Annotated in this window: 22 protein-coding genes and 2 pseudogenes; 13 read left to right on the top strand and 11 right to left on the bottom strand. The window is 63.5% G+C overall.

What is annotated here, in order from left to right; genetic code table 11:
- The first annotated feature begins 12 nt into the window (after window positions 1-12).
- Entirely contained in the window at window positions 13-1,326 is a 1,314-nt protein-coding gene (locus tag AC3ANQ_RS12455) for an alkaline phosphatase family protein (RefSeq protein ID WP_488301335.1), read from the top strand.
- A 64-nt stretch (window positions 1,327-1,390) separates the two neighbouring features.
- Here the strand turns inward: AC3ANQ_RS12455 and AC3ANQ_RS12460 are convergent, their stop codons facing one another.
- The 5 genes from AC3ANQ_RS12460 to AC3ANQ_RS12480 form a co-directional block, all read right to left on the bottom strand.
- On the bottom strand, window positions 1,391-2,506 hold the full coding sequence (locus AC3ANQ_RS12460) for an AI-2E family transporter (RefSeq protein ID WP_488301336.1): 1,116 nt from the start codon (window positions 2,504-2,506) through the stop codon (window positions 1,391-1,393).
- 51 nt (window positions 2,507-2,557) lie between these two features.
- Complete coding sequence (locus tag AC3ANQ_RS12465) at window positions 2,558-3,010, bottom strand: DUF1003 domain-containing protein (RefSeq protein ID WP_488301337.1); 453 nt, start codon at window positions 3,008-3,010, stop codon at window positions 2,558-2,560.
- Window positions 3,011-3,109: 99 nt separating this feature from the next.
- Window positions 3,110-4,279 carry a glutamate--cysteine ligase gene (locus tag AC3ANQ_RS12470; RefSeq protein ID WP_488301338.1) on the bottom strand — a complete coding sequence of 390 codons (1,170 nt, stop codon included), beginning with the start codon at window positions 4,277-4,279 and terminating at the stop codon, window positions 3,110-3,112.
- A gap of 100 nt (window positions 4,280-4,379) precedes the next feature.
- The gene (locus AC3ANQ_RS12475; RefSeq protein WP_488301339.1) at window positions 4,380-4,583 is read right to left on the bottom strand and encodes a hypothetical protein; all 204 of its coding nucleotides are present in this window, start codon (window positions 4,581-4,583) and stop codon (window positions 4,380-4,382) included.
- Window positions 4,584-4,685: 102 nt separating this feature from the next.
- Window positions 4,686-5,291, bottom strand: a complete 606-nt coding sequence (locus tag AC3ANQ_RS12480; RefSeq protein WP_488301340.1) for a DUF1326 domain-containing protein — start codon at window positions 5,289-5,291, stop codon at window positions 4,686-4,688.
- A gap of 296 nt (window positions 5,292-5,587) precedes the next feature.
- Here AC3ANQ_RS12480 and AC3ANQ_RS12485 point away from each other — a divergent pair, with 296 nt between their 5' ends.
- From AC3ANQ_RS12485 to AC3ANQ_RS12515, 7 genes are all read left to right on the top strand, one after another.
- The gene (locus tag AC3ANQ_RS12485; protein ID WP_488301341.1) at window positions 5,588-6,466 is read left to right on the top strand and encodes an FAD binding domain-containing protein; all 879 of its coding nucleotides are present in this window, start codon (window positions 5,588-5,590) and stop codon (window positions 6,464-6,466) included.
- A 5-nt stretch (window positions 6,467-6,471) separates the two neighbouring features.
- Window positions 6,472-6,996, top strand: a complete 525-nt coding sequence (locus tag AC3ANQ_RS12490; protein ID WP_488301342.1) for a (2Fe-2S)-binding protein — start codon at window positions 6,472-6,474, stop codon at window positions 6,994-6,996.
- Window positions 6,993-9,386, top strand: a complete 2,394-nt coding sequence (locus AC3ANQ_RS12495) for an aerobic carbon-monoxide dehydrogenase large subunit (protein ID WP_488301343.1) — start codon at window positions 6,993-6,995, stop codon at window positions 9,384-9,386. Before AC3ANQ_RS12490 ends, AC3ANQ_RS12495 begins: the two co-directional genes overlap by 4 nt.
- A gap of 1 nt (window position 9,387) precedes the next feature.
- Entirely contained in the window at window positions 9,388-10,344 is a 957-nt protein-coding gene (locus tag AC3ANQ_RS12500; protein WP_488301344.1) for an XdhC family protein, read from the top strand.
- A gap of 102 nt (window positions 10,345-10,446) precedes the next feature.
- Entirely contained in the window at window positions 10,447-11,370 is a 924-nt protein-coding gene (locus AC3ANQ_RS12505; RefSeq protein WP_488301345.1) for an AAA family ATPase, read from the top strand.
- Entirely contained in the window at window positions 11,363-12,604 is a 1,242-nt protein-coding gene (locus AC3ANQ_RS12510) for a vWA domain-containing protein (RefSeq protein ID WP_488301346.1), read from the top strand. The genes AC3ANQ_RS12505 and AC3ANQ_RS12510 overlap by 8 nt, the downstream gene beginning before the upstream one ends.
- Window positions 12,605-12,913: 309 nt before the next feature.
- On the top strand, window positions 12,914-13,168 hold the full coding sequence (locus AC3ANQ_RS12515) for a hypothetical protein (RefSeq protein ID WP_488301347.1): 255 nt from the start codon (window positions 12,914-12,916) through the stop codon (window positions 13,166-13,168).
- Between the two features lie 49 nt (window positions 13,169-13,217).
- Here AC3ANQ_RS12515 and AC3ANQ_RS12520 read toward each other — a convergent pair whose 3' ends face one another.
- The 3 genes and pseudogenes from AC3ANQ_RS12520 to AC3ANQ_RS12530 all read right to left on the bottom strand — a co-directional run.
- Window positions 13,218-13,589: a hypothetical protein gene (locus AC3ANQ_RS12520; RefSeq protein WP_488301348.1), complete on the bottom strand. Its 372-nt coding sequence runs from the start codon at window positions 13,587-13,589 to the stop codon at window positions 13,218-13,220.
- Window positions 13,590-13,660: 71 nt separating this feature from the next.
- The gene (locus tag AC3ANQ_RS12525; protein ID WP_488305405.1) at window positions 13,661-13,804 is read right to left on the bottom strand and encodes a hypothetical protein; all 144 of its coding nucleotides are present in this window, start codon (window positions 13,802-13,804) and stop codon (window positions 13,661-13,663) included.
- Window positions 13,765-13,884, bottom strand: a pseudogene (locus tag AC3ANQ_RS12530) (thioredoxin family protein); the annotation flags it as partial. The pseudogene AC3ANQ_RS12530 and the gene AC3ANQ_RS12525, both read right to left, overlap by 40 nt.
- 216 nt (window positions 13,885-14,100) lie before the next feature.
- Between AC3ANQ_RS12530 and AC3ANQ_RS12535 the strand changes: the two are divergent.
- Window positions 14,101-14,784 (top strand): hypothetical protein, encoded by a 684-nt coding sequence (locus AC3ANQ_RS12535; protein WP_488301349.1) that lies wholly within the window; start codon window positions 14,101-14,103, stop codon window positions 14,782-14,784.
- A 24-nt stretch (window positions 14,785-14,808) separates the two neighbouring features.
- On the opposite strand, the gene AC3ANQ_RS12540 is transcribed toward AC3ANQ_RS12535, so the two are convergent.
- Together AC3ANQ_RS12540 and AC3ANQ_RS12545 are read right to left on the bottom strand one after the other, a co-directional pair.
- Window positions 14,809-15,843 (bottom strand): aldo/keto reductase, encoded by a 1,035-nt coding sequence (locus AC3ANQ_RS12540; RefSeq protein WP_488301350.1) that lies wholly within the window; start codon window positions 15,841-15,843, stop codon window positions 14,809-14,811.
- 8 nt (window positions 15,844-15,851) lie between these two features.
- Window positions 15,852-16,724, bottom strand: a complete 873-nt coding sequence (locus AC3ANQ_RS12545; protein WP_488301351.1) for an NAD-dependent epimerase/dehydratase family protein — start codon at window positions 16,722-16,724, stop codon at window positions 15,852-15,854.
- Window positions 16,725-16,977: 253 nt separating this feature from the next.
- Between AC3ANQ_RS12545 and AC3ANQ_RS12550 the strand changes: the two genes are divergently transcribed.
- The 3 genes and pseudogenes from AC3ANQ_RS12550 to AC3ANQ_RS12560 form a co-directional block, all read left to right on the top strand.
- A complete protein-coding gene (locus AC3ANQ_RS12550) occupies window positions 16,978-17,262 on the top strand; it encodes a hypothetical protein (protein WP_488301352.1) in 285 nt (94 codons plus the stop codon).
- A gap of 454 nt (window positions 17,263-17,716) precedes the next feature.
- Window positions 17,717-18,631 carry a helix-turn-helix transcriptional regulator gene (locus AC3ANQ_RS12555; protein WP_488301353.1) on the top strand — a complete coding sequence of 305 codons (915 nt, stop codon included), beginning with the start codon at window positions 17,717-17,719 and terminating at the stop codon, window positions 18,629-18,631.
- Between the two features lie 69 nt (window positions 18,632-18,700).
- Window positions 18,701-19,299: pseudogene (locus AC3ANQ_RS12560) on the top strand (aldo/keto reductase); the annotation flags it as partial.
- 189 nt (window positions 19,300-19,488) lie between these two features.
- Here the strand turns inward: AC3ANQ_RS12560 and AC3ANQ_RS12565 are convergent.
- Entirely contained in the window at window positions 19,489-19,833 is a 345-nt protein-coding gene (locus AC3ANQ_RS12565) for a DUF1508 domain-containing protein (RefSeq protein WP_488301354.1), read from the bottom strand.
- 425 nt (window positions 19,834-20,258) lie between these two features.
- Between AC3ANQ_RS12565 and exaC the strand changes: the two genes are divergently transcribed.
- Entirely contained in the window at window positions 20,259-21,782 is a 1,524-nt protein-coding gene (gene exaC, locus AC3ANQ_RS12570; protein ID WP_488301355.1) for an acetaldehyde dehydrogenase ExaC, read from the top strand.
- Window positions 21,783-21,796 lie beyond the last annotated feature (14 nt).

Here is a 21,796-nt window from a genome sequence, read left to right on the forward strand (position 1 = left end):
GGGATGGTCACCGTGGCGGCAAGTGGTCTCAGCGCCGTCGAGCACATCGTAGTACTGATGCTCGAGAACCGCTCATTCGACCATATGCTCGGATACCTCTATGCCGATTCCGGCAATGTGTCCCCTGCCGGAGACCCTTTTGACGGCCTAACAGGCACAGAGACCTGCCCGGGCACCGACGGCAGCCCGGTCACCGTCTATCGGCTGACTCCGTCGACCTCCGACGTCTACTTCATGCCGGGCGCCGACCCCGGAGAGGGATACCAGGCAACCAACGACCAGCTCTATGGCAGCACCAGCGCGCCGGAAGCCGGGGCTGCCCCATCGATGACTGGTTTCGTGACCAACTATGCGGGCGCCATCAAGGACAACCTAGCCAAGGGTTGGCACGTGGTACCGGGAACAACCGAGCAAATGATCATGGGCTGCTACACCCCGCAGACACTGCCTGTGCTGTCCGCGATGGCGGAGGGATTCGCCGTCTGCGACGCCTGGTTCGCATCAGCTCCCACCATGACCATGCCCAACCGGGCCTTTGCGTGCGCCGGCACCAGCCAAGGACACCTGGATGACAAGGCCAAGCGATTCACCGTCCCGAGCATATTCGGGCACCTGGGCCGCCATGGCATCCCGTGGAAAATCTACGGCGAAACAAAGTCTCCCCTGACGAAGCTGGACTTCGACGACACGCGGCATGCACCGGCGTCGAACGTTGGCCTGTTTACCGATTTCCAGGCCGACGCGGCAGCCGGGAAGCTCCCCGCCTACGCGTTCCTTGAACCGTCATGGTCCGCGACGGGCAACAGCGAACACCCCAACTACAACGTCGCCCTCGGCGAGCAGTTCCTGCTCGACGCTTATCGTGCAGTCCACGATGGGCCGGACTGGGACTCCACCCTGCTGATCGTCACGTATGACGAGCACGGCGGCTGCTATGACCACGTCGCCCCGCCGTGGGGCGCGACGCCACCGGACAACGCGCCGGGAGAATTCGGTTTTGATTTCACGCGGTTCGGGCCACGGGTGCCAACGGTACTGATCAGTCCACTCATCCCACGTGGCACCGTCTTTCGAGCTCCCGGTTCGGTCCCGCTCGATCACACCAGCATCCTCGCGACCGTCGAACGTCGTTGGAATCTACCAGCACTCACCCGCCGTGATGAAGCGGCACCTGACGTCGGCGGGGCCCTGAGGCTCACCGTCCCCCGCACTGACGATCCCCTTGCGGACGTCCGGGCACCCGCTCCCCCTCCGACCACACGAGCGTTGGCAGCTCAAACCTCCCACTTGCAGCAGTTGCACGACGAACTCCTCGCACAACCGTAGGATCGGGCTGGAACCGTAGGATCGGGCTGGAACCGTAGGATCGAGCTTTGGCAATGATCGCTGATCAGGCCACCGTTCCACCGGTGGGGTAGATCCCAGCGGAAGCCGAGTCGCCGCGCCCGGTCCACGTCTTGATAACAGTCCAGCCAACGGCGGCGGTCGGTACGGCCAACAAGGCACCGATAATGCCTGCGAGCATCGTGCCAATGGCCAAGGCCAGCAAAATGGCCAGTCCATGAATGCTCAGGACCTTACCCATCAAAACGGGTTGAAGGAAGTGATGCTCTAGCTGATTGGCCGCGATGAGGACGGCGAGGACGATGAGGGACGTCACCGGACCGTTCGAGATCAGAGCGACACCCACGGCGAGGGTACCGGCCGCAGTGGAACCAACGATGGGAATGAACCCGCCGATAAACACAAAGACGCCCAGAGGTAGGGCAAGCGGAACACCGAGGATGAGCAGGATTGTCCCGATGATCACGCCGTTCACTGCTGCGATGAGAGCCGTGCCCCGGACATAGCCTCCCAGAACGGTGGCGCTCCGTTCCGCAGCCAGATGGGCCTTGCTTCGGTGACCGGCCGGGAGAAACCCGAAGAGGAAAGTCCTGATCTTTTCGCCGTCTTTGAGGAAGAAGAACAAGATCACCACCATAAGAACCAAGCCGGCCAGAATTTCACCGAACGTACGGGCCCCGGTTAGCGCTTCGGCACCGAAGGTGCTGCTCGTGAAGAAGCGCTGGACGGAATCGATCACGGAGCGGAGTTGTTCGTCGCTGACTTTGAGTGGGCCGTTGTTCAGAAATTGGTGCAGTTGGTCGATGCCAGCAGTGAATTTGACGGCAAGCTCCTTGGATTGCTCCCTAATAAGAAAAACGATTCCAGTGACGACTCCGCCGAAGACTGCAAGGATCCCCACGAACGAAGCTGAGACAGCGAGTGCCCGGGGCCATTTGCGAGCAGTCAACCAACGTACGAGAGGTGAAATTGCTGAGGCAAGAATGAGCGCGATCGTGACCGGGATAACGGCGAGGGGCACCCTGGTCAAAGCCCACAGAATCACCGATGCCAGAGTGATGACCAGGAGCATCTGCCCTGAACGGATCCCGGCGCGGCCAAGGCCGTCGGACCAGATCGGCGACGTCGTGCGTTTGTTCGGGGAATTGTTGCCCTCAGGCATTGGCTTCCTTCCTGGTTCTGGTTCCGGCAGCAAATGCCTCGCCGCGGTGCATTACGAAAGGTCTGAGTTCTTGCCCGCAACTGTATCGATCCTGACGTTCCCTGCGGCTGCAAGTACCTGCAGTTCACGAAGGATCTCCAGTTGCTGACTGTTGATGGCCATGAGCAGATCGATCTCTTCTTTGGATTTCACATTGGTGTCATGATCGTGCCGGGACATCACCGCGGCAATCGCATCCTGACGTTTGGCCGCGATGAGAAGAATGGCTCCCTGCAGCCCTGCCAGCATCGAGAGGAAAAGATTCAATAAAATATACGGATACGGATCCCAGGCGTTGTTCGCCAACGCCCAGCTGTTGATGGCCGCCCAGAGAATCATGAACCCGACAAAGCTGCCGACGAATGGCCAACTGCCCATCCCGTTCCGCATGACATCCGCGGCGCGTTGACCCCTCGTCAATGATTCCTTGTGGTTTTCGTGCCAGGTCTTTCCTTGATCGCTCATGCCTCACCCTAACGGCGCACTCCAATGGAGCCGCAATTTCCCCCGACCGCTGCGGCATGCCCACCCAGGTCGTGATTCACCCATATAGGAAGACGGCGGCTAGCTCGCCACGAGGACGGAAGTGCCTGCGTCGGGCGCGAGGCATGGTTCGCCGGTGTGCCGGTGATCTACGGGTTCGAGGTGGGTAACGCCCGTTGCATATGCGACGACTCCGGAGAGACCGCCGGTGCGTTCGTGGGCTTGCCGTTGCCGGGCTGCTCCCGTGCCTTGGCTAAGGATCCTTTGCAATCCCTCCTTGGCGTAGTGTGCGTCCCCGGTTTCGTCCAGAGCATCGCGGACGTGGGAGTGGAGTGCGGCGAGGACATGCCTTGCGGTGCCGGGCTTATGGGTTTTCGGGTCGAGCAGGTCCCCCTGCAGGCCGAACCGGCTCGCTCGCCACGTGGCCTGGCGCAGGACAGTCGCAGAAACCATGTCCGGCCGTTGTCCGGACTGCCATTCCCTGGCGGCAGTGTCCACCAAGGCACGCACCAAGGCCGCAATCAGGACGGTATCCCGGGCATCAAGGCAAACATCCGAGACACGAATCTCGACCGTAGGGTGCCGGGCGGACAGGCGAGCATCAAAATCCGGGCTCATGACCACCCCGGTTCCCGACAGGTCCGACACCATCGAGTGATAAGCCGCGGCAGACCCGAATACATCCGTGGGACCGGCGCTGGACCAGCGGTTCCAGGCTTGGGTCCGGAAACTGGCATAACCGCTGTCCGCCCCGTTCCAGAACGGGGAATTCGAGCTCAGTGCAGTCAGCGCCGGAAGCCAGGACCTGATCCGGTCCAAGACTGCGACGCCTTCCTCATCCGAATCAACGGAAACATGGACGTGATATCCGCAGGTCAGCTGCTCTCTGGCCGTCAGAGCGAACTTTTCCAGGAGTGCGTCGTAGCGCTCGGTGTTGGTTGCATGGGGAGTGACCGGCAGCGGCGACGTCGCGAGGGCGGCAATTCTCGCACCGGCCTCCCGAGCGAGCGAATCCGCGTAAGAGCGTCCAACACGTATCTCTGCGGCGAGTGCACTCAGGCTGCTGTGCGGAGAGGTGATGACTTCAAGTTGCTCCTGCTGAAGCTCGATCTCCAACGTCGGGCGAAAAGGAGGAGTCATCCCCTGGCGACCGGCCCTATGAAGGCGCAACACCTCGCCAGCGAGAGGCACGGGGCTGCCGTTGTCAGGATCCACGATCAGAAATTCTTCTTCAACACCAAGAGTACGCACCTGCCAAGTGTGGGCCACAAAAGCTGCCGCCACCGACCACAGGTCGCAGGACCCCCAAATTCAAACGTTTTATGATCAGTTCAGGGACGCCCCACCGCTGCTAGCCGGCCGGCGTCACGACGTCCTCCAGCATTGACCTGTCGAAGAATCGGATCTCGCCCGTTGCCTGGAAGAACACTGGAACTACTGAAGTGTTCGCGTCCTTCGAGGTTTCGAAGATCTCCGGCGCGCCGCCGTGCTTTCGCGCAATGGTTCCAATCAACTCAGTGCCGCGAACCCGGACGGTTCGATACTTATAGCTCATCTGGACCCCTATCATCAGCCAAAGCAAACGCTACTCCTGTGAAGCACAGAGGCCAGCCGGGCTTCACACGACTGCGCTCATGCGACGGCCAGGACGGGGCACCTAGGCCGACCAGGCAAAGGGAGCCGAGAAGGAGTTCTTTCCGGCGTTATCCCAGGTCATCCCGAACACGTCCACGCGGGCCGTGCTGGACGTGCCGGCCGCCAAGGTGTCCGCCGGGAATCCTATCCCGCTGATTTTCACTCCGAGTCCTGTGCCATCCAGCGGAGACACGAAGTCCTCCACAGCCATGTCGACAGCGCTGCCAACGCGGACCTGGTGCGAACGCCCGTCGTCGGTGTAGGCAATTTCCAGGGACTCCATTCCCGCCATTTCACCGACCAAGGGTGTCAGGCCCTCCATCGGTCCGCCGAGTTGGCCACCGAAGACAGCGCCGAGCGCTTCCGCTTGCTCGGGTGAGGCGGCGGCATCCATCAGAACACCGAGCTTCCAACCACCGTCACTCATGAGGGCGGGTGTATCGGCGACGAGGCAGACCGTCAGGCCTCCGACGTCGACACCGTTTACCTCACCGGTGTCCACATGAAAGGCCAAGGCCACGTTGCAGCGATCGTTATCTGCCGGCGCGGTCAGCCCGGAAGTGGAACACGGGCAGACCATGTCGCAGTTGCAATTCTCAAAATACGTACCCTCGACGTGCCACGACATCTGGGGCTCCTTTCGGCGAGGCATCCCCAGAAGAAGTCTCCTCGCGGCCCGGAACAGTGTCAACGCTCCCGGCATCCGTCACGGGTCCATGGGTCGCACCTCTTCTTGTCCGTTGAAACACCGTGCCGACGGGCAAGACGTCGCGAAAAGGACACTGCTTGAGAAATTCTCTTGCAATTCAAAATGGCCATGATCTTGCCTTCATGACCGTGTTGACACCCACAATCACGCGGGCAAGACTGATCATAGGTCCGCGTCCTGCGACCTGCAGGACGTCTGGCCCTAAGGGGTGGACAATGCAGATTCCGGCTCCATTTGATTATGAACGCGCGAGCGATGTCGCAAACGCTCTGGTACTCCTCGAACGCCACGGTCCCGAGTCGCGCATCATCGCAGGCGGACACAGTTTGCTGCCGATGATGAAGCTGCGTCTGGCGCGGCCCGAGTGGCTGATCGACATCAATGACCTGGCGGAACTGGAATTCATCCGCCGGGAAGGTGACCAGTTGCGTGTGGGCGCATTAACCCGCCACACAGCGCTCCTCGAGTCCACCGACGTCGCCGAACTCTTTCCGATAATTCGCGACGCTGAGCAGGTGATCGCGGACCCTGTGGTCCGCAACCGTGGCACGATCGGCGGCTCGCTCTGCCAAGCGGATCCGGCCGAAGACCTGTCTACCGTCTGCGATGTTCTGCGCGGCCAGGCCGTGATCCGCGGGCCCGACGGCGAACGGGTCGTCGCGATGTCGGATTTCCACCGCGGCCCCTACGAAACCGCCGTGGCCCAGAACGAGCTATTGTGCGAAATCCGCTTCATGATCCGCCCGCGCTCGGGCAGCGCCTATGAAAAGGTGGAACGCCGGGTGGGTGACTGGGCGGTCGTCGCGGCCGGGGCCGCTGTCCGGCTCTCGGAAGACGGCACAGTCGAAGAGGCCGCAATCGGACTGACGGCGGTTGGACTGGACGGCACTGTCCCCGAGGCCGAAGCCGTGCTTCGCGGACAGCAGCCGCATGAAGACCTGTTCATCGAGGCCGCCCGCATCGCAGCCGCCGCCTGCCACCCGGTCGACGACCAGCGCGGACCGGTCGATTACAAACGGCATCTGGCCGACGAACTCACCCGCAGGGTCCTGCGGCGTGCGTGTGCGCGCGCTGCGGGCGCACAGGAAGGCTGAAAGCAATGCAGATCAGCATGACGGTCAACGGGGACGAAGTGACCCGGGACATCGAACCCCGCGTGTTGCTGGTCCACTTCATCCGCGAAAACCTTGGATTGACCGGCACGCACTGGGGATGCGACACCAGCAACTGCGGAACCTGCGTCGTCCTGATGGACGGACAGCCGGTGAAATCGTGCACCGTGCTGGCAGTCATGGCCGACGGACACGACATCCGGACCGTGGAGGGACTGGCCGTCGGTGGCACGCTCGATCCGGTGCAGCAGGGGTTCATGGAGGAACACGGCCTGCAATGCGGATTCTGCACTCCGGGAATGATGCTCACCGCCAGGGCCCTCTTGGACCGCAACCCGCATCCCGACGACGCCGAGATCCGCCAAGCCATTTCCGGCCAGATTTGCCGGTGCACCGGTTACGCGACCATTGTCCGCTCGGTGCAATGGGCTGCCGCCCACCCGCTCGGTGCGGACGCTGGGACGGACGATGGCGGCGCCGGAGGGACCATCGCAGAAGAGGTGACGGCATGACCACCACCCAGGAGCATGCACCCAACCCGGCGGCCGGAGACCCAGGCCGCCCGATCGGGTTCGGCCGCCTCCAGCGCAAGGAAGACCCGCGGTTCGTCCGCGGCAAGGGCAATTACATCGACGACATCGTGCTGCCCGGCATGCTGCATGGAGCCATCCTGCGCGCACCGGTTGCGCATGCCCGCCTGGTCTCAATAGATGCCACCGAAGCGTTGGCGCATCCCAAGGTACTCGCCGTCATCACTGGCAAAGACTTGCAGGCCCTCAACCTCGCCTGGGCGCCCACCCTGTCGGCGGACGTCCAGGCAGTCCTCGTCACGGACAAGGTCCGCTTCCAGGGCCAAGAGGTCGCTTTCGTCGTCGCCGAGGACCGCTATGCCGCCCGCGACGCCCTCGAGCTGATCGACGTCGAATACGAGATGCTGCCGCCCGTGATTGATGCCCGCCGCGCCCTCGACCCCGGCGCGCCGGTCATCCGTGACGACATCGAGGGCCGGACGGATAACCGGATCTTCGACTGGGAGATCGGCGATGCGGCCGAAACCGAGGCGGTGTTCGCCACTGCCGACGTCGTGGTCGCCCAGGAGGTCGTGTATCCGCGCGTGCACCCGGCGCCCATGGAAACCTGCGGTGCCGTGGCGGACTTCGATCCTGTAGACGGCAGGCTGACCCTCTACGAAACTACCCAGGCCCCGCATGCCCACCGAACGCTGTACGCGATCGTCGCCGGTATTCCGGAACACAAGATCCGGATCGTCTCGCCTGATATCGGCGGAGGCTTTGGCAACAAGGTGGGCATTTATCCCGGTTACGTCCTGGCGGTCGTCGGCTCGATTGTCACCGGAAAGCCGGTGAAATGGGTGGAGGACCGCGCGGAAAACCTGATGTCGACGTCGTTCGCCCGCGACTACATCATGCAGGGCGAAATTGCGGCCACCAAGGACGGCAAGATCCTTGCAGTCCGGACCAACGTGCTGGCAGACCACGGCGCGTTCAATGCCACCGCGCAGCCCACCAAGACCCCCGCGGGATTCTTCTCCATCTTCACCGGGAGCTATGACTTGAAAGCGGCCTACTGCAAGGTCACGGGTGTCTACACCAACAAAGCGCCCGGCGGTGTGGCATACGCCTGTTCCTTCCGCGTGACGGAAGCGGTCTACCTGGTCGAACGCATGGTGGACATCCTGGCCCGGAAACTGGAGATGGATCCGGCAGAGCTTCGGCTGAAGAATTTCATCAAGCCTGAACAGTTCCCTTACGCCAACAAGACCGGCTGGGTGTACGACTCGGGCAACTACGAGCCTGCCATGCGGCTGTCCATGCAAATGGCAGGGTACGACGATCTCCGGCGCGAGCAGCTCGAAAAGCGGGAGCGCGGCGAACTGATGGGCATCGGCGTCTCCTTCTTCACCGAGACCGTCGGCGCCGGGCCGCGCAAGCACTTCGACATCGTTGGGCTCGGCATGGCCGACGGCGCAGAACTTCGCGTCCACCCCACGGGCAAGGCCGTCGTCCGGATCTCCGTGCAGAGCCAGGGTCAGGGCCACGAAACCACTTTCGCCCAGATCGTGGCCGAGGAGCTCGGCATCCCGCCCGAAAGCATCGACGTCGTACACGGCGACACCGACCAAACGCCCTTCGGCTTGGGCACGTACGGCAGCCGGTCGACCCCGGTCAGCGGCGGCGCAGTGGCGCTTGTGGCGCGCAAGGTCCGGGACAAGGCGAAGTTCATTGCCGCCGCGATGCTCGAGGCCAGGCCCGAGGACCTCGAGTGGGAAAAAGGCCGCTGGTTCGTCAAGGGCGATCCGAGCGTCGGCAAGACAATCGCCGAGATCGCCTTCGGCGCCCACGGCACCGTAGCCTTGCCTGAGGGCATCGATGGCAACCTGGACGCGGAAGTGACCTACGACCCTCCCAACCTGACGTTTCCGTTCGGGGCCTATATCTGCGTAGTTGACGTCGACGCCGGCACTGGCCACGTCAAAGTCCGCCGCTTCATCGCGGTGGACGACTGCGGGACCCGGATCAACCCGATGATAATCGAAGGCCAAGTCCACGGCGGGCTGACCGACGGCGTCGGGATGGCGCTCATGGAAATCATCGCCTTCGACGAGGCAGGCAACTGCCTCAGCAGCTCCTTCATGGACTACCTCATCCCCACGGCGATGGAAGTCCCGGACTGGGAGACCGGCTTCACCGTCACGCCGTCGCCGCACCACCCCATCGGTGCCAAAGGCATCGGCGAGTCGGCCACTGTCGGGTCCCCGCCGGCCATCGTCAACGCCATCGTGGATGCTTTGGCTCCGTATGGCGTGACGCACATGGACATGCCTTGCACCCCGGCCCGGGTCTGGGAGGCCATGCAGGGCCGAGCCAGGCCACCGGTGTGACATGCCCCTGCACGGAGAAGCCTTGGCTGCGAGGGCGCAGGAACTTGTAGAACGCCGGGAGCCGTTTGTGCGTGCCACAGTAGTGCGCGCCCAGCACCCCACCAGCGCCCATGCCGGCGACACGGCCCTGGTGCTCGCCAACGGCGAAATCGACGGATTCCTTGGGGGCACCTGCGTCGAAGCCTCCGTGCGCGAATACGGCCTGCAGACGCTGTCCAGGCACGAACCGCTGCTATTGCGCGTCGTCCCAGGCGAGCCGTCCCGCATCCGCGAGGAAGGCGCCGTGGAGGTCGCAAACCCCTGCCTCAGCGGTGGCGCGGTGGAGATTTTCCTCGAGCCGCAGATGCCCGCTCCCCGGGTGGTCGTGGTCGGCGCAACCCCCGTGGCACAGGCTCTCGGCGCCCTGGGTGCGATCCTCGATCTGGACATGGAGCTCACGAACGGAACCGCGGCGGAACCGCGGGCCGACGACGCCGCTCTCATCGTCGCGTCGCAGGGCCGGGACGAGGAGTCCTCATTGGAGGCCGCGCTCCGAATTGGGGTGCCATACGTCGCCCTCGTCGCCAGCCGCACCCGCGGCGCGGCCGTCCTGGCCTCGCTCGACGTCGACGACCACCAGCGTGCGCGTGTACACAGCCCGGCCGGGCTGCTGCTGGGCGGCCGGACGCCTGCCGAGATCGCGCTGTCCATATTGGCAGAGCTGGTGTCCGTGCGTCACCTCGGCGCGGCTGCAGAGAGTGCGACGCCGGAGACTGGGACGGCGAATACTGCGACGGCGGACGCCGTGCTGGCGGAGCCGGTGCCGGCGAGCGCCGTGGACCCTGTCTGCGGCATGAGCGTCGCGGCCGTGGAGTCTACTCTGCACGCCGAATACGACGGGGCGACGTACTACTTCTGTTCTGCCGGATGCAGAAGGGCCTTCCTCGCCGATCCGGAGCGCTATGCCACTGCGCCTTGAGCTCCCGGCTGCCGGGCTCATTCTGATTGCTGGAGCGTCACGGCGTTTGGCGCTCGGAGGGCCTCGCCGTGAGCGAACGGCCGCGCGGCTGGAACGTGCCCGATGACCGGGCCCGCGCGGGCGGGGGCGGAAGACGATGTGCGGCGTCTGGTCCCGGACGTCGCTGCGCTCATGTCCGCGCTGGACGACGGCGACTATCTGGCCGACGTCGGACTGGCCACCGCACTGTTCTTGTCCGTCCGGCTACCGCAGCCCATCCTTCTGGAGGGCGAGGCCGGCGTCGGGAAAACCGAGGCTGCGAAGGCGCTGGCCAAGGTGCTGGACACTCCCCTGTATCGCTTGCAGTGCTACGAAGGCATCGACGCAGGCGAGGCACTCTACGAGTGGAACCATCAACGCCAGCTTCTGGGCATCCGGTTGGCGGAGGTCCGGGACGTCCACATGGAAGAGGCCGACCTTTTCGGGGAACAGTACTTGCTGCGCCGCCCGCTGCTGAAGGCGATCGAGCACCCCGGCCCGCGTCCGGCCGTCCTGCTGCTGGACGAGATCGACCGGGCCGACGCAGAGTTTGAGGCCTTCACTTTCGAACTGCTGGCCGAGGCCGCGGTGACAATTCCCGAGCTGGGGACTATTCACGCCGTGCACCCGCCAGTCGTCGTCCTGACATCCAATCGGACCAGGGACCTGCACGACGCGCTGACACGGCGCTGCCTCTACCACTGGATCGACTACCCCCAGCCCGAGCGCATCGCCGCGATCGTTCGCCGCAAGGTGCCTGGGAGCGCCGAGCCGCTCGCCCTGGATGCCGCATCCGCCATCACCAGGCTGCGGTCCCTGGACATGGCCAAACCCCCTGGAATCGCGGAGGCAATCGACTGGGTTTCCGCGCTGACGGTGCTCGGCGTAGAACGATTGGATCCAGCTGCGGTGAAACAGACCTGGGGTTCGGTCCTGAAGAATCGCGACGATCTGGATATTGCGTGGGCCCGCGGCCCGGCATGGGTGGCAGGAGCCGGTCATGCCTGAGTACGCGCTCAGGGATGGCCGGGCCGCCGTCGATGCTGCAGCCCTGGCGGTCGGGTTCAGCACGGCCCTGCGTCGGGCGGGGCTGCCTGGCTCGCCCGACCGCGCGGCTTGGCTAGCGCGGGCACTCAGGATTGTGCCCCCGGTTGCCCGGGATCCGCTGTACTGGACTTGCCGGGTGGTACTTGTGTCCTCGCGGGAACAGCTGCCGGTATTCGACTCCGTCTTTTCGGCTGCATTCGACGGGATGCTGGATCCTGCAGATACCCGCGGTGATGCGAACAGCCCACGGGCGATCGGCGCGGAGGAACGGACCCGGGCAGCACCAGCCGAGCGACGCCTGGCCAATACGGAGGGTCGGGTCCCGGCGTCGCGGGCACCCGTCGCCTTCCCCGACGCAGGCAAGGCCGACGAACCCAACGCACCGGAACGAGACGCAGTCCTGGCCATGGCCTCGGCCGACGAGCACCTGCATGAGAAGTCCTTCGCCGAACTCACCCCTGACGAAGCAGCCCAAGTACGGCAGCTGGTGCGGCGCATCGTGCTGTCCACCCCGGAGCGCCGAAGCCGTCGGACCCGCCAATGGGCGCATGGCGGTGCCAAACTGGACTTACGGCGGACCATCCGGTCGGCTCGGCGCACCGGCGCCGACACAAGCTGCCTGGTCTATGCCCGCCGTCGCGCGCGTCCGCGCCGCTTGGTGTTCCTGTGTGACGTATCCGGCTCCATGGAACCGTACACCCAGGTTTTCCTCTCCCTGCTGCAAGGGGCAGTGGCCGGGGCCCAGGCCGAGGCATTCGTGTTTTCCACCCGGCTGACCAGACTGACGCGCCAGCTTTCGAATCGGAACGCAGACAAAGCCCTGGCCCTCGGAGCCGCTGCCGCCCCGGACTGGGCGGGCGGGACAAGGCTGGCGGACAGTCTGCGAGCATTCATCGATGGCCATGGCCGCCGCGGGCTGGCCAGGGGCGCCGTTATTGTCGTGCTTTCCGACGGCTGGGCCCAGGACGCGCCAGAGCTAGTGGAGGCACAGATGGCGCGGCTAAGGCGCCTGGCCTACCGGATCGTCTGGGTCAATCCGAGGAAAGCCAGCGTGAACTTTCAACCCCTAGTGGGCGGCATGGCCGCAGCACTGCCCTACTGTGACGCTTTCATCAGCGGACACAACTACGCCGCTTTGGCCGAGGCGGCAACCGCCATTCGCGCAGACCGGCCACGTCCGGCGAGTTCGGCATGATTCAATGCGAAGGGCGCCCGTCATCGACCCCGTGTTTTGCCGGCTGGGCGTAACACCCAGAGCGGCCGGTCGACTTTTTCAAACTTCGCCTTGCGCCCGGGCCGCTGATCATTCACACTGACTACAGATCCGCAGGAAAATACTTCCGCCGATCCAGCCTGCCGGACATGACGGCCAGCCACCGCCCCATCACAGAATGCCGGGCGACCCCTCTCGAACCACCGCTTTCCGCCTCCCCGGATACGCCCGGGCCGGGAAGCCCTCCCCCATTGAGAGCCCTGGCACACCCCCGCCGAGAAAGAGACCACGATGATCAAACGCCACTCGGACGTCGTCCTGGAAATCACAGCCCACGACCCGGACGCCATCGAAAACGACCTGAATACCGCCGTCGACATCGCCCGCATGCACGCCATGCAGAACCACAGCCACGGCATCCTCGTTACCCAACACGGCTACACCAGCTACACGGTCGCCATCAGCCGTGACGTTCCCTACGGGCAGACACACGAACGGCGCGAATTGCCGGGGAGCTCGCAGATGGAATCAGGGCAAGCCTGCTGAGCAGTCGTCCTCCGACGCAACGCAACCAGCAGTCCGCGTTAGCCACGCCTCAGGAGCAAGTTCTAAGGAAGCTCGTGGCACCAGGTCGTGCATGGAAAGTCACGGTATGACCCCTGTCGTCATGGAAGACCGCCCTTTGGCCCTCGATGGCAATGGTGCCCGACTGGTAGGGGTTGCCCCAGCCTGCAGGCGGATTGCCGTGACCGTCGTCGAGCGGCTGGTCGGCTGCGAAGAAGGAGCCCTGCACCTGCGCCTCGTAGATTCCACAGTGTGTGAAGAGGGAGAAAGGGACAGTTACGGCAGCGGTTGTGACGGGACTTGCCGGAGCGTTGCTTTGCGGGGCTTCCGGGGCCGCGCATCCACTCAGCATCGCCGTCGCGACAACCGCGGCGGCGATGGCTCGAACGTATCTGCTTGCCATCCGCCAAGCCTCCCCGACGACAACTGCGCCGTCAAGAACGTTGGCCCCAGGTCGAGGTGGTATTTCGGAGTTCAGAGGTAGCTGCAGATCCGGCCGGGGTCGCACGCATCCGGGTCCGCGGCAGCCGCGACGGCGTGGTACTCCGCGACTGTCGCACGCAGTGCAACGAGTTCGGCGGGGAAAGTCTTGCGCAGGGTCCAGACCAGCCCGCCCAAAATTCCACGACAACAGGTTTGGTTGACTTCAGCACGTCGGCGTGGAAAGACGCGTCAGTGACATCTTTGGCTCGTTTCATGATCTCCCCCTTTTCTTGAATGGCCTGATGTCCTGAACCTTTGCACCTTCCCCTAAGGGAAAAGTCAAGGGGCTGTCAACCGGCGTTCGGACTGGCGGCTTGGGCGAAAAGCCATCAAGCTAGAACAGGGGTAACCAGGGAGCGAAACGCACTCCATCCGCACAGGAAGGCCCCGCAATTCCTAGACCAAACCGACCACCCAGGCCTTGGATCCGCATGTACCTCAAGGCCAGCCATACCGGCCGCGCAGGCGCCAAAGGCCTCGGCGGGCTCAAGCCCGTCGAGCCGGTCGCCTGGCAGGAAGGAGTGCCCCTCCTCGGCGAAGATCAGGTTTATGTGATGAAGAACGGGCAGGAGTACCACCCGGCGTGGTGCCACATTGTGGCCGACAAATGGAGTTACGCACCAAGGGGGCTGCGTGTGACCCTTTTGGACGACGTCGGGAAGCGGACCAGGTGCCAGGAATGCGAGCGATCGTTGAGCACAGTAGCGGAGTCCATTACGAAGAACGGCGAAACACACCCGAGGTCCACCTTCCAGCCTGACCCGGTGATCCCGCTGCGAGTGGTTGGAGACACCCATGGAATCCTCTTCTTGGCGGCGGGTCCGAAATATCAGGAACTCCTCAAGCAGACCGCGGTGGAGCCGGCCACCCCACTCCTCGTTGACGGCCGGCGCCACGGCATGCTCCTGCGGGTGGACGCCTCCCGCGACGAACCGCTCCTGGTTCTCCAGATGGACCCCCGTGCGACGTTCCGGAACGGCGCTTATCAGGCGCGCCTGCGTCGTCCCCTGCAGCGGTCCGCGACCAAACCCTATGCCGTGGAGTCCGTTGAACCGGCGTCGAGGGCCAAGCACGCGGCCTGGCACCCGGCGGTCACTGACGATATGGGAAGTTGAGCCCATACCGGCCGAAGCCCGGCTTTACCGACCGCCTTCGATCTTCCGGCTGCGCTGGTTCTGGGCCATCGGACCGTATGGATAGACGCCAACCCGGGGCTGGCTGGCCTGGGTGAGCCGCCCGGTTTCGTCGGGGCTGAGTTCCAGGTCCGCCGCGGCAAGGTTGTCCGCCAACTGCTCCGTCGTGCGGGCGCCGAGGATCACGGAAGTCACGGCAGGCCGGTTCACCAACCATGCCAGGGCCACCTGGGAGGCACTGACGCCATGATCCGCGGCGACCTTTTCCACCGTTCCGATGATGTCCCAGGTGCGCGGGTCCTCGTTCCGGGCCTGCCATGCCTCCATGCCGCGTTTCGGGTTCTCACCCAGGCGGGTGGCGCCGGTGGGCGGTTCGTCGCGCTTGTACTTACCGGAGAGCCAACCGCCACCCAATGGCGACCAAGGCAGCAGCCCGACGCCCGCATCCAGGGAAGCCGGAACAATCTCCGATTCGATCTCGCGGACCAGCAGGCTGTACTGCGGCTGCAGGGTCACCGGTGCGCTCCAGCCAAAAGCCTTGGCCACATGGACCGCCTTGGTCAACTGCCAGCCCAGGAAGTTGGAGAAGCCGTAGTAGGCGATCTTGCCGCTGCTGACGGAGTCGTGCAGGAAACGCAGCGTCTCCTCCAAGGGTGTGATGGGGTCCCACGCGTGCATTTGGTAAAGATCAATCTGTTCCACGCCAAGGCGTTTCAACGAATCATCCAACGCTCTGGTGAGGTGGCGGCGCGAGGTGCCGACGTCGTTCGGGGCGGCCGCACCCATGGGGAAGCGGCCCTTGGTGGCCAGCACCACTCGGTCCCGTGCATCGGGCCGTTCGGCGAGCCAGCGGCCGATGATTTCCTCCGATACCCCGGTGCTGTAAACGTCGGCGGTGTCGATGAAGTTGCCGCCGGCTGCGACGTAGCTGTCCAGGATGGCGCGCGACGCTTCCTCGGTGGCCTCGGCCCCGAACGTCATGGTTCCCAGCGCGTAGTTCGAAACCACGGCGCCGCTGTTGCCCAAAGTGCGATACTGCATGATGTTCCTCAATCCTCGGTGGGGGTAGTGCGGTTGGGAGGGTAAGTGCGCCAGGTGTGCTCGGGCTCGAACCCCAGTAGCCGCCTGGCCTTGTCGATGGAGAGCATGGTCTCGTGCTCCCCCAGTTCCTTGATCACCTTCACATTGGGGAACACCTCTGCGGCCAGGCTGGCGCTGGACCGGCTCATGACCGTGTCCGCGTTGGCGATGATAAACGCTTCGAACCCCGGCTTGCCGTTGTCGAGTGCCCGGGCCACAGCCTGCGCGCCATCCCGGCCATCGATGTAACCCCACAGGTTCCACTTACGCAGCCTGGCGTCGGAGTGGAAGGAGGGAAACCGTTCGTAGTCTTCCACGTCCATGACGTTGGAGAACCGCAGCCCCACGATGCTCAGCTCGCGGTCCCAACGCGTCAGCTCGATAGCCATCTGTTCCTCAAGATGCTTCACTAACGAGTACGTGCTCTCCGGCCGGGCCGGATATTCCTCATCCACCGGAATATAGGGAGGGTCGACGTCGAATGGCAGGCCCAGCACCGTCTCACTCGAGGCGTAGACAACCTTCTTGATGCCGGCCCGGCGGGCCGCCTGGAACACGTTGTACGTGGAGAGCATGTTGTTCTCAAAGGTCGCGGCATCCGGGACGATCCCGGGTGCGGGAATTGCACCCAGATGCACCACGGCGTCGAAGCCACTGTGCCGGTCATCCAGCCCCAAGAACACATCCAACACCTGGCCGTAGTCGCGCAAGTCCACGATCGCCAGGCCGGGGTTTCTCGCACCCGCGCGGTCAAGGTTCAACACCTGGTGCCCGTCCTCCGTGAGCCGGCGCACCAGGTGTCGGCCCAGCTTTCCGCTTCCTCCGGTCACTGCAATTCTCATCGTTTCTCCCTCGGTATGGCTCGGCGGCTCCGGACGCCCGGTCAAGCCTCGTTGGGCAAAACCATTGGCTTGCTTGATCCGTGCCGGCGGTGTCGAATCCACAGTAGGGTCTGGTCCAGCCTGGCGCGTGGCCCTCTCAGTCCTAGGACAGCCAGACCCCGTTCCCATGTGAACTGCATGCCCGCTCCGGGAAGCCCGCCGCCCTGGCAACCCCGACCTCGAAGTAGCGGCCGTCCAGGCGTACCCTGCATTCATGGACAACACCTTCGAGATTGAACTGGTGAATGACAACGAGTACGCCGTGCGCTCGAAGGCAGAAGGGCAGACAGTGGAGTCACTTTTCCGAACCGATCCCGATTATCTTGAACGCATTGGGCTGGCCAAGGCCGACGGGAAGCGGGTCGTGGAGGAAACTGTTCGCTTCCTTGCCGAGCATCAACCGGTGATCGATTTCCCGCCGATGATCGATCTTGAAGACATCGCCGCTGCATACGAGGATTACCCGCAGCAACTCCGGAGTCGCCTCGAAATGGATTAAGCGTCTGGCTCCCTCTGTAGGTGACGGAGCGAGGTTCGATGGCCCATGCGGCCCGGTGTAGAACACTGGCCAGCGTAGCTTGGAGGCGGGCAACCCGTTTGCGGGTGCGTCCGGCGGGTCGTGGCGCGATTACCGGGGCATTCGGCAATGCGCTGAGTGCTTCGTGGTTGATGGAGTTGATGACTGCACAAGCCATCATGAGCGAAAAATCCATGGTTCTCTTCTGTCGTCGGTTACGCACCGAAATGCGCCCTTTTGCCCGGTATATTCCGGGCGGCGTTCAGTGGGGTTCTGGAGCGACTCATCCGGAAACCGGTATTGTCGAGTCGCCACAAGTGACGTTATGCGACGTGGGGAATCATGTCAGCAGTTGTACCGCTCCCTGGTTTTCCTAGGACTGAGCGACCTACCTTCCCTATGGAAAGCCCGAATCCGGCAGCGGAGAATTGAAGGCATGGGTCAGAGTGCAGAGTTCGGAAAATTCCTGAAGGCAATGCGGTCACGGTTGACGCCGGAGCAGGCCGGAATCAGTGCCAGTTCCGGTGCCCGGCGCGTCCCCGGACTGCGCCGTGAAGAGATTGCCCGGCTGGCTGATGTGAGTACGGACTACTACACAAGGTTGGAGCAGGGCCGCAACATCCACCCCTCCCGATCGGTGCTTGACTCTGTGGCACGGGCGCTGCGCTTGGATCCGGGCGAGCATGCACACATGATGGACCTTTTGCAGAATTGTGCGATGTCCCAGCGTCCGCCCGTTTCCGGCCAGCGAGTGCGGCCCGCCCTGCACCAGCTTCTCGACGCGGTGGGCAATGTGCCTGCCCTTATCCTCGGTCGACGCACTGATGTTCTGGCCGGAAACCGCCTTGCCATCCTCCTGCTTGCCGATTTCCCCACGATGCCCGCAACGGAACGGAACCTGACCCGGTGGATCATCCTCGATCCGCTCGCACAATCACTTTTCCGGGATTGGAAGACCGTAGCATCTGATGCGGTGGGATCCCTTCGCGTGGACATCGGGCGTCACCCCAACGACGCGCAGGCAAGTCAACTCGTCGGCGAACTCGCGGTGTCCAGCGAGCACTTCCGCAAGTGGTGGGCAGGGCACCGGGTGGCAAAAGCATCGGCGGGGATTGTGCGGCTCCACCATCCCGTCGTCGGGGACTTGGAACTTAATGTTGAAGACCTGGTACTGCCCGACGATCCGGATCAGACGCTAAGGGTGTATTCCGCCCCGCCGGGGTCGTCGTCGGCGGATTCACTCGCGTTGCTTGGCAGCTTCGGCGCCGGAACCCCTGAAGCCGCACAAGCAACGGAAGAAAGGGAAGGGTTCGGCGTCACCAAAACGCCTGAACCCCGAACCTCCCCCTGAACAAACGCAAGAACATAACCGTTTCAGGTAGCTATCCAAGGGAAACTAGATTGATGAACTACGCCCCGCGGCCCGTATGGGGAATGGGGGTCCAGGAAATACCTGCTCTCGAGCCTGGACCAGTCTCTTGAACGCATGGGCCTGGACTACGTGGACATCTTCTACAGCCACCGGTCGGACCCGAATACGCCGCTCGAGGAAACCATGGGAGCGCTCGACACAGCGGTCCGATCGGGCAGGGCGCTGTACGCGGGCATTTCCTCCTATTCCCCGCAAAAGACCCTCGAGGCGGCTGCCATCCTCCAGGACCTTGGAACACCATTGCTGATCCACCAGCCCTCGCACTCAATGCTCAACCGCTGGACCGAACACGGCATCCCCAACTTGTTCCAGAACCTTGAGCAGGTGGGCGCAGGCGGGGACTCAATGAGATCGCGGCACAGCGTGGGCAGTCCCTCGCCCAGATGGCCATAGCCTGGGTGCTGCGCCCACAGAAGAAGGGAATACCCGTCACGTCGGCCCTGATCGGCGCCAGCAGCGTCCGGCAACTTGAAGACAATTTGGCGGCAGTACCGGGCCCGAGCTTCACCGACGATGAGCTCGAAAAGATTGACGAATTCGCCGTCGAGTCCGATATCAACCTTTGGGCGAAGGCACTGCAGGCGTAGAGAGTTTCTCTCCCATGTGGCGGTGTTCGGCGGCGCCGGAATTCATAGAAGGTCTGGAGGCCGCAGGCTGGGCATCGGCGCCACCTTGGTCCGGGCCAAGGTCGCCACCGGTTTCGGCAAGCCGGCCAGCATCTTCCGTCAACTCACAAGGTGAACAGCCATGTCTGCTGGGCCACGCTAGACATTGCCCTACCCTGTCGACTTAAGGGGGTTGGGGCTGGTGTGGTCGATGATGTGTGCGGTGGCAGCGTGCTCACGGATAGCCGCTACTCCCGCGGCGGCTGCTGGCGTATCCCCATAAGTCTGTGAGGTCGCCAGAGTCACTCCCGTTGCACTCACGAGAAGTATTCGGATTCCATGCGGCTCAGCATCGACGAGCTCGAAATGGCCGGGCATTGGTGGGCTCCCTTCATCGGTCAAGCCGCGGTCGACTCCGGCCGGCGATCGCATCACTACTGCGCGCAGAGAAAATCCACGCCTGCAGCTCGGATACGAGGTGGCCCGTGACGAAACGCCCCAACAAAATCTTGACATGTTTGTCAATGTTTATGACGTAAATTGTACAGGCCTATTAACAAGAAGCTTCGCAAAACGTCCATGTCGCGTCTCAGCTTTCTTTATTTTGCTCGCCGACGGGGAGGTGGATTGGCTTCAAATATCGGCTCGCGGTGATCGGCGAGGGGCTGAGCAACACGGAGATCGCAGGCAGACTGTTCATCAGTATGCCGACCGTCAAGATGGTACTCGTCTTTCGAACCGGACCACTCGGTCATTTGGGCGACGATTGCTTGGGGTGCAGGCAGTGGCAGCGGACCTTGTTCCCAGCAAAGTGGCCCGGTCCGCGGTCTTCGCTGCGCCACCAGCGTTCAGCGCTCAGGCCCCATTGCAGCCTGGTCGCAACCTTTGAACCCCTAGCATGGGGGCCAGGACGAAGACGTCTGTTTCCCAGAGGAGTGACCATGACTGTTTATGTACAGCCCGGCCAAGAAGGATCCAAGGTCCAGTTCAAGGACCGCTACGAGAACTGGATCGGCGGCCAATGGGTGGCTCCAACTACCGGCCGATACATCGAGAACGTCTCCCCCGTGAACGGCAAGCAATTCACCGAGGTGGCCCGAGGCGCCGCGGCGGACGTTGAACTCGCGCTCGATGCCGCGCACAAGGCCGCCCCGGCCTGGGGCAAAACGTCAGCCACTGAGCGCGCTGCAGTGCTGAACAAGATCGCAGACCGGATCGACGCCAACCTCGAAATGCTGGCCGTCGCTGAAACCTGGGACAACGGCAAGCCCATCCGCGAAACCCTCAACGCGGACATCCCGCTCGCGGCGGACCACTTCCGCTACTTCGCCAGCGCCATCCGCGCCCAGGAAGGCCGGCTGTCCCAGCTCGACGACGACACTACGGCCTACCACTTCCACGAGCCGCTTGGCGTTGTGGGGCAGATCATTCCGTGGAACTTCCCCATCCTGATGGCTGTGTGGAAGATGGCTCCCGCCCTGGCCGCTGGGAACGCGGTGGTCTTGAAGCCCGCGTCCAACACCCCGGCCTCCATCCTGGTCCTGGCGGAACTCATCGCGGATCTGCTGCCTGCCGGCCTGCTGAACATCGTCAACGGTTTCGGCTCTGAGGTGGGAAAGCCGCTGGCATCCAGCCCCCGGATCCGCAAGATCGCGTTCACAGGCGAGACCTCCACCGGGCGCCTGATCAGCCAATACGCTAGCGCCAACCTGATCCCCGTCACGCTGGAGCTCGGCGGCAAGAGCCCGAACATCTTCTTCAATGACGTCGCCGAATCCAACGATGCCTTCTACGACAAGGCACTGGAGGGTTTCACCCTGTATGCCTTCAACCAAGGCGAAGTCTGCAGCAGCCCGTCGCGCGCCCTGGTCCAGGACGGCATCTACGATTCCTTCATGGCCGACGCTGTGGCCAGGACCAACAAGATCATCCAGGGCAACCCGCTGGACACCAACACCCAGATCGGTGCCCAGGCATCGATAGGCCAGATGGAGAAGATCCTCTCCTACATCGACATCGGGCTCGGAGAGGGCGCCAAGATCCTGGCCGGCGGCGCACCGACGGAGCTTGACGGCGACCTGGCCGGCGGCTATTACGTCCAGCCGACAATCTTCGAGGGCCAAAACCGGATGCGGATCTTCCAGGAGGAGATCTTCGGCCCGGTGGTGTCCGTGACGAAGTTCAGCGACTACAACGACGCCATCGGCATCGCCAACGACACCCTGTACGGACTCGGCGCCGGCGTCTGGTCCCGCAACGGGAACGTCGCTTACCGGGCAGGCCGGGAAATCCAGGCTGGCCGCGTCTGGGTCAACAACTACCACGCCTACCCGGCCGGCGCCGCGTTCGGCGGATACAAGTCCTCAGGCATCGGACGCGAAAACCACGCCATGATGCTGGACCACTACCAGCAGACCAAGAACCTCCTGGTCAGTCACTCCGAAAACAAGCTCGGCTTCTTCTAAGAGCCTTGATCGAC

The sequence above is a fragment of the Arthrobacter sp. DMZ02-1R genome (assembly GCF_057747935.1).

Bases quoted from the DNA above. Each gene is read 5' to 3' on its own strand.
- AC3ANQ_RS12500 (WP_488301344.1), top strand. From the start codon at position 9,388: ATGCCCCTGCACGGAGAAGCCTTGGCTGCGAGGGCGCAGGAACTTGTA.
- AC3ANQ_RS12505 (WP_488301345.1), top strand. From the start codon at position 10,447: ATGACCGGGCCCGCGCGGGCGGGGGCGGAAGACGATGTGCGGCGTCTG.
- AC3ANQ_RS12515 (WP_488301347.1), top strand. From the start codon at position 12,914: ATGATCAAACGCCACTCGGACGTCGTCCTGGAAATCACAGCCCACGAC.
- AC3ANQ_RS12555 (WP_488301353.1), top strand. From the start codon at position 17,717: ATGGGTCAGAGTGCAGAGTTCGGAAAATTCCTGAAGGCAATGCGGTCA.
- AC3ANQ_RS12475 (WP_488301339.1), bottom strand. From the start codon at position 4,583: ATGAGCTATAAGTATCGAACCGTCCGGGTTCGCGGCACTGAGTTGATT.
- AC3ANQ_RS12565 (WP_488301354.1), bottom strand. From the start codon at position 19,833: ATGTCAAGATTTTGTTGGGGCGTTTCGTCACGGGCCACCTCGTATCCG.
- AC3ANQ_RS12520 (WP_488301348.1), bottom strand. From the start codon at position 13,589: ATGGCAAGCAGATACGTTCGAGCCATCGCCGCCGCGGTTGTCGCGACG.
- AC3ANQ_RS12495 (WP_488301343.1), top strand. From the start codon at position 6,993: ATGACCACCACCCAGGAGCATGCACCCAACCCGGCGGCCGGAGACCCA.
- AC3ANQ_RS12480 (WP_488301340.1), bottom strand. From the start codon at position 5,291: ATGTCGTGGCACGTCGAGGGTACGTATTTTGAGAATTGCAACTGCGAC.
- AC3ANQ_RS12460 (WP_488301336.1), bottom strand. From the start codon at position 2,506: ATGCCTGAGGGCAACAATTCCCCGAACAAACGCACGACGTCGCCGATC.
- AC3ANQ_RS12465 (WP_488301337.1), bottom strand. From the start codon at position 3,010: ATGAGCGATCAAGGAAAGACCTGGCACGAAAACCACAAGGAATCATTG.
- AC3ANQ_RS12535 (WP_488301349.1), top strand. From the start codon at position 14,101: ATGTACCTCAAGGCCAGCCATACCGGCCGCGCAGGCGCCAAAGGCCTC.
- AC3ANQ_RS12545 (WP_488301351.1), bottom strand. From the start codon at position 16,724: ATGAGAATTGCAGTGACCGGAGGAAGCGGAAAGCTGGGCCGACACCTG.
- AC3ANQ_RS12550 (WP_488301352.1), top strand. From the start codon at position 16,978: ATGGACAACACCTTCGAGATTGAACTGGTGAATGACAACGAGTACGCC.
- AC3ANQ_RS12485 (WP_488301341.1), top strand. From the start codon at position 5,588: ATGCAGATTCCGGCTCCATTTGATTATGAACGCGCGAGCGATGTCGCA.
- AC3ANQ_RS12490 (WP_488301342.1), top strand. From the start codon at position 6,472: ATGCAGATCAGCATGACGGTCAACGGGGACGAAGTGACCCGGGACATC.
- AC3ANQ_RS12540 (WP_488301350.1), bottom strand. From the start codon at position 15,843: ATGCAGTATCGCACTTTGGGCAACAGCGGCGCCGTGGTTTCGAACTAC.
- AC3ANQ_RS12510 (WP_488301346.1), top strand. From the start codon at position 11,363: ATGCCTGAGTACGCGCTCAGGGATGGCCGGGCCGCCGTCGATGCTGCA.
- exaC (WP_488301355.1), top strand. From the start codon at position 20,259: ATGACTGTTTATGTACAGCCCGGCCAAGAAGGATCCAAGGTCCAGTTC.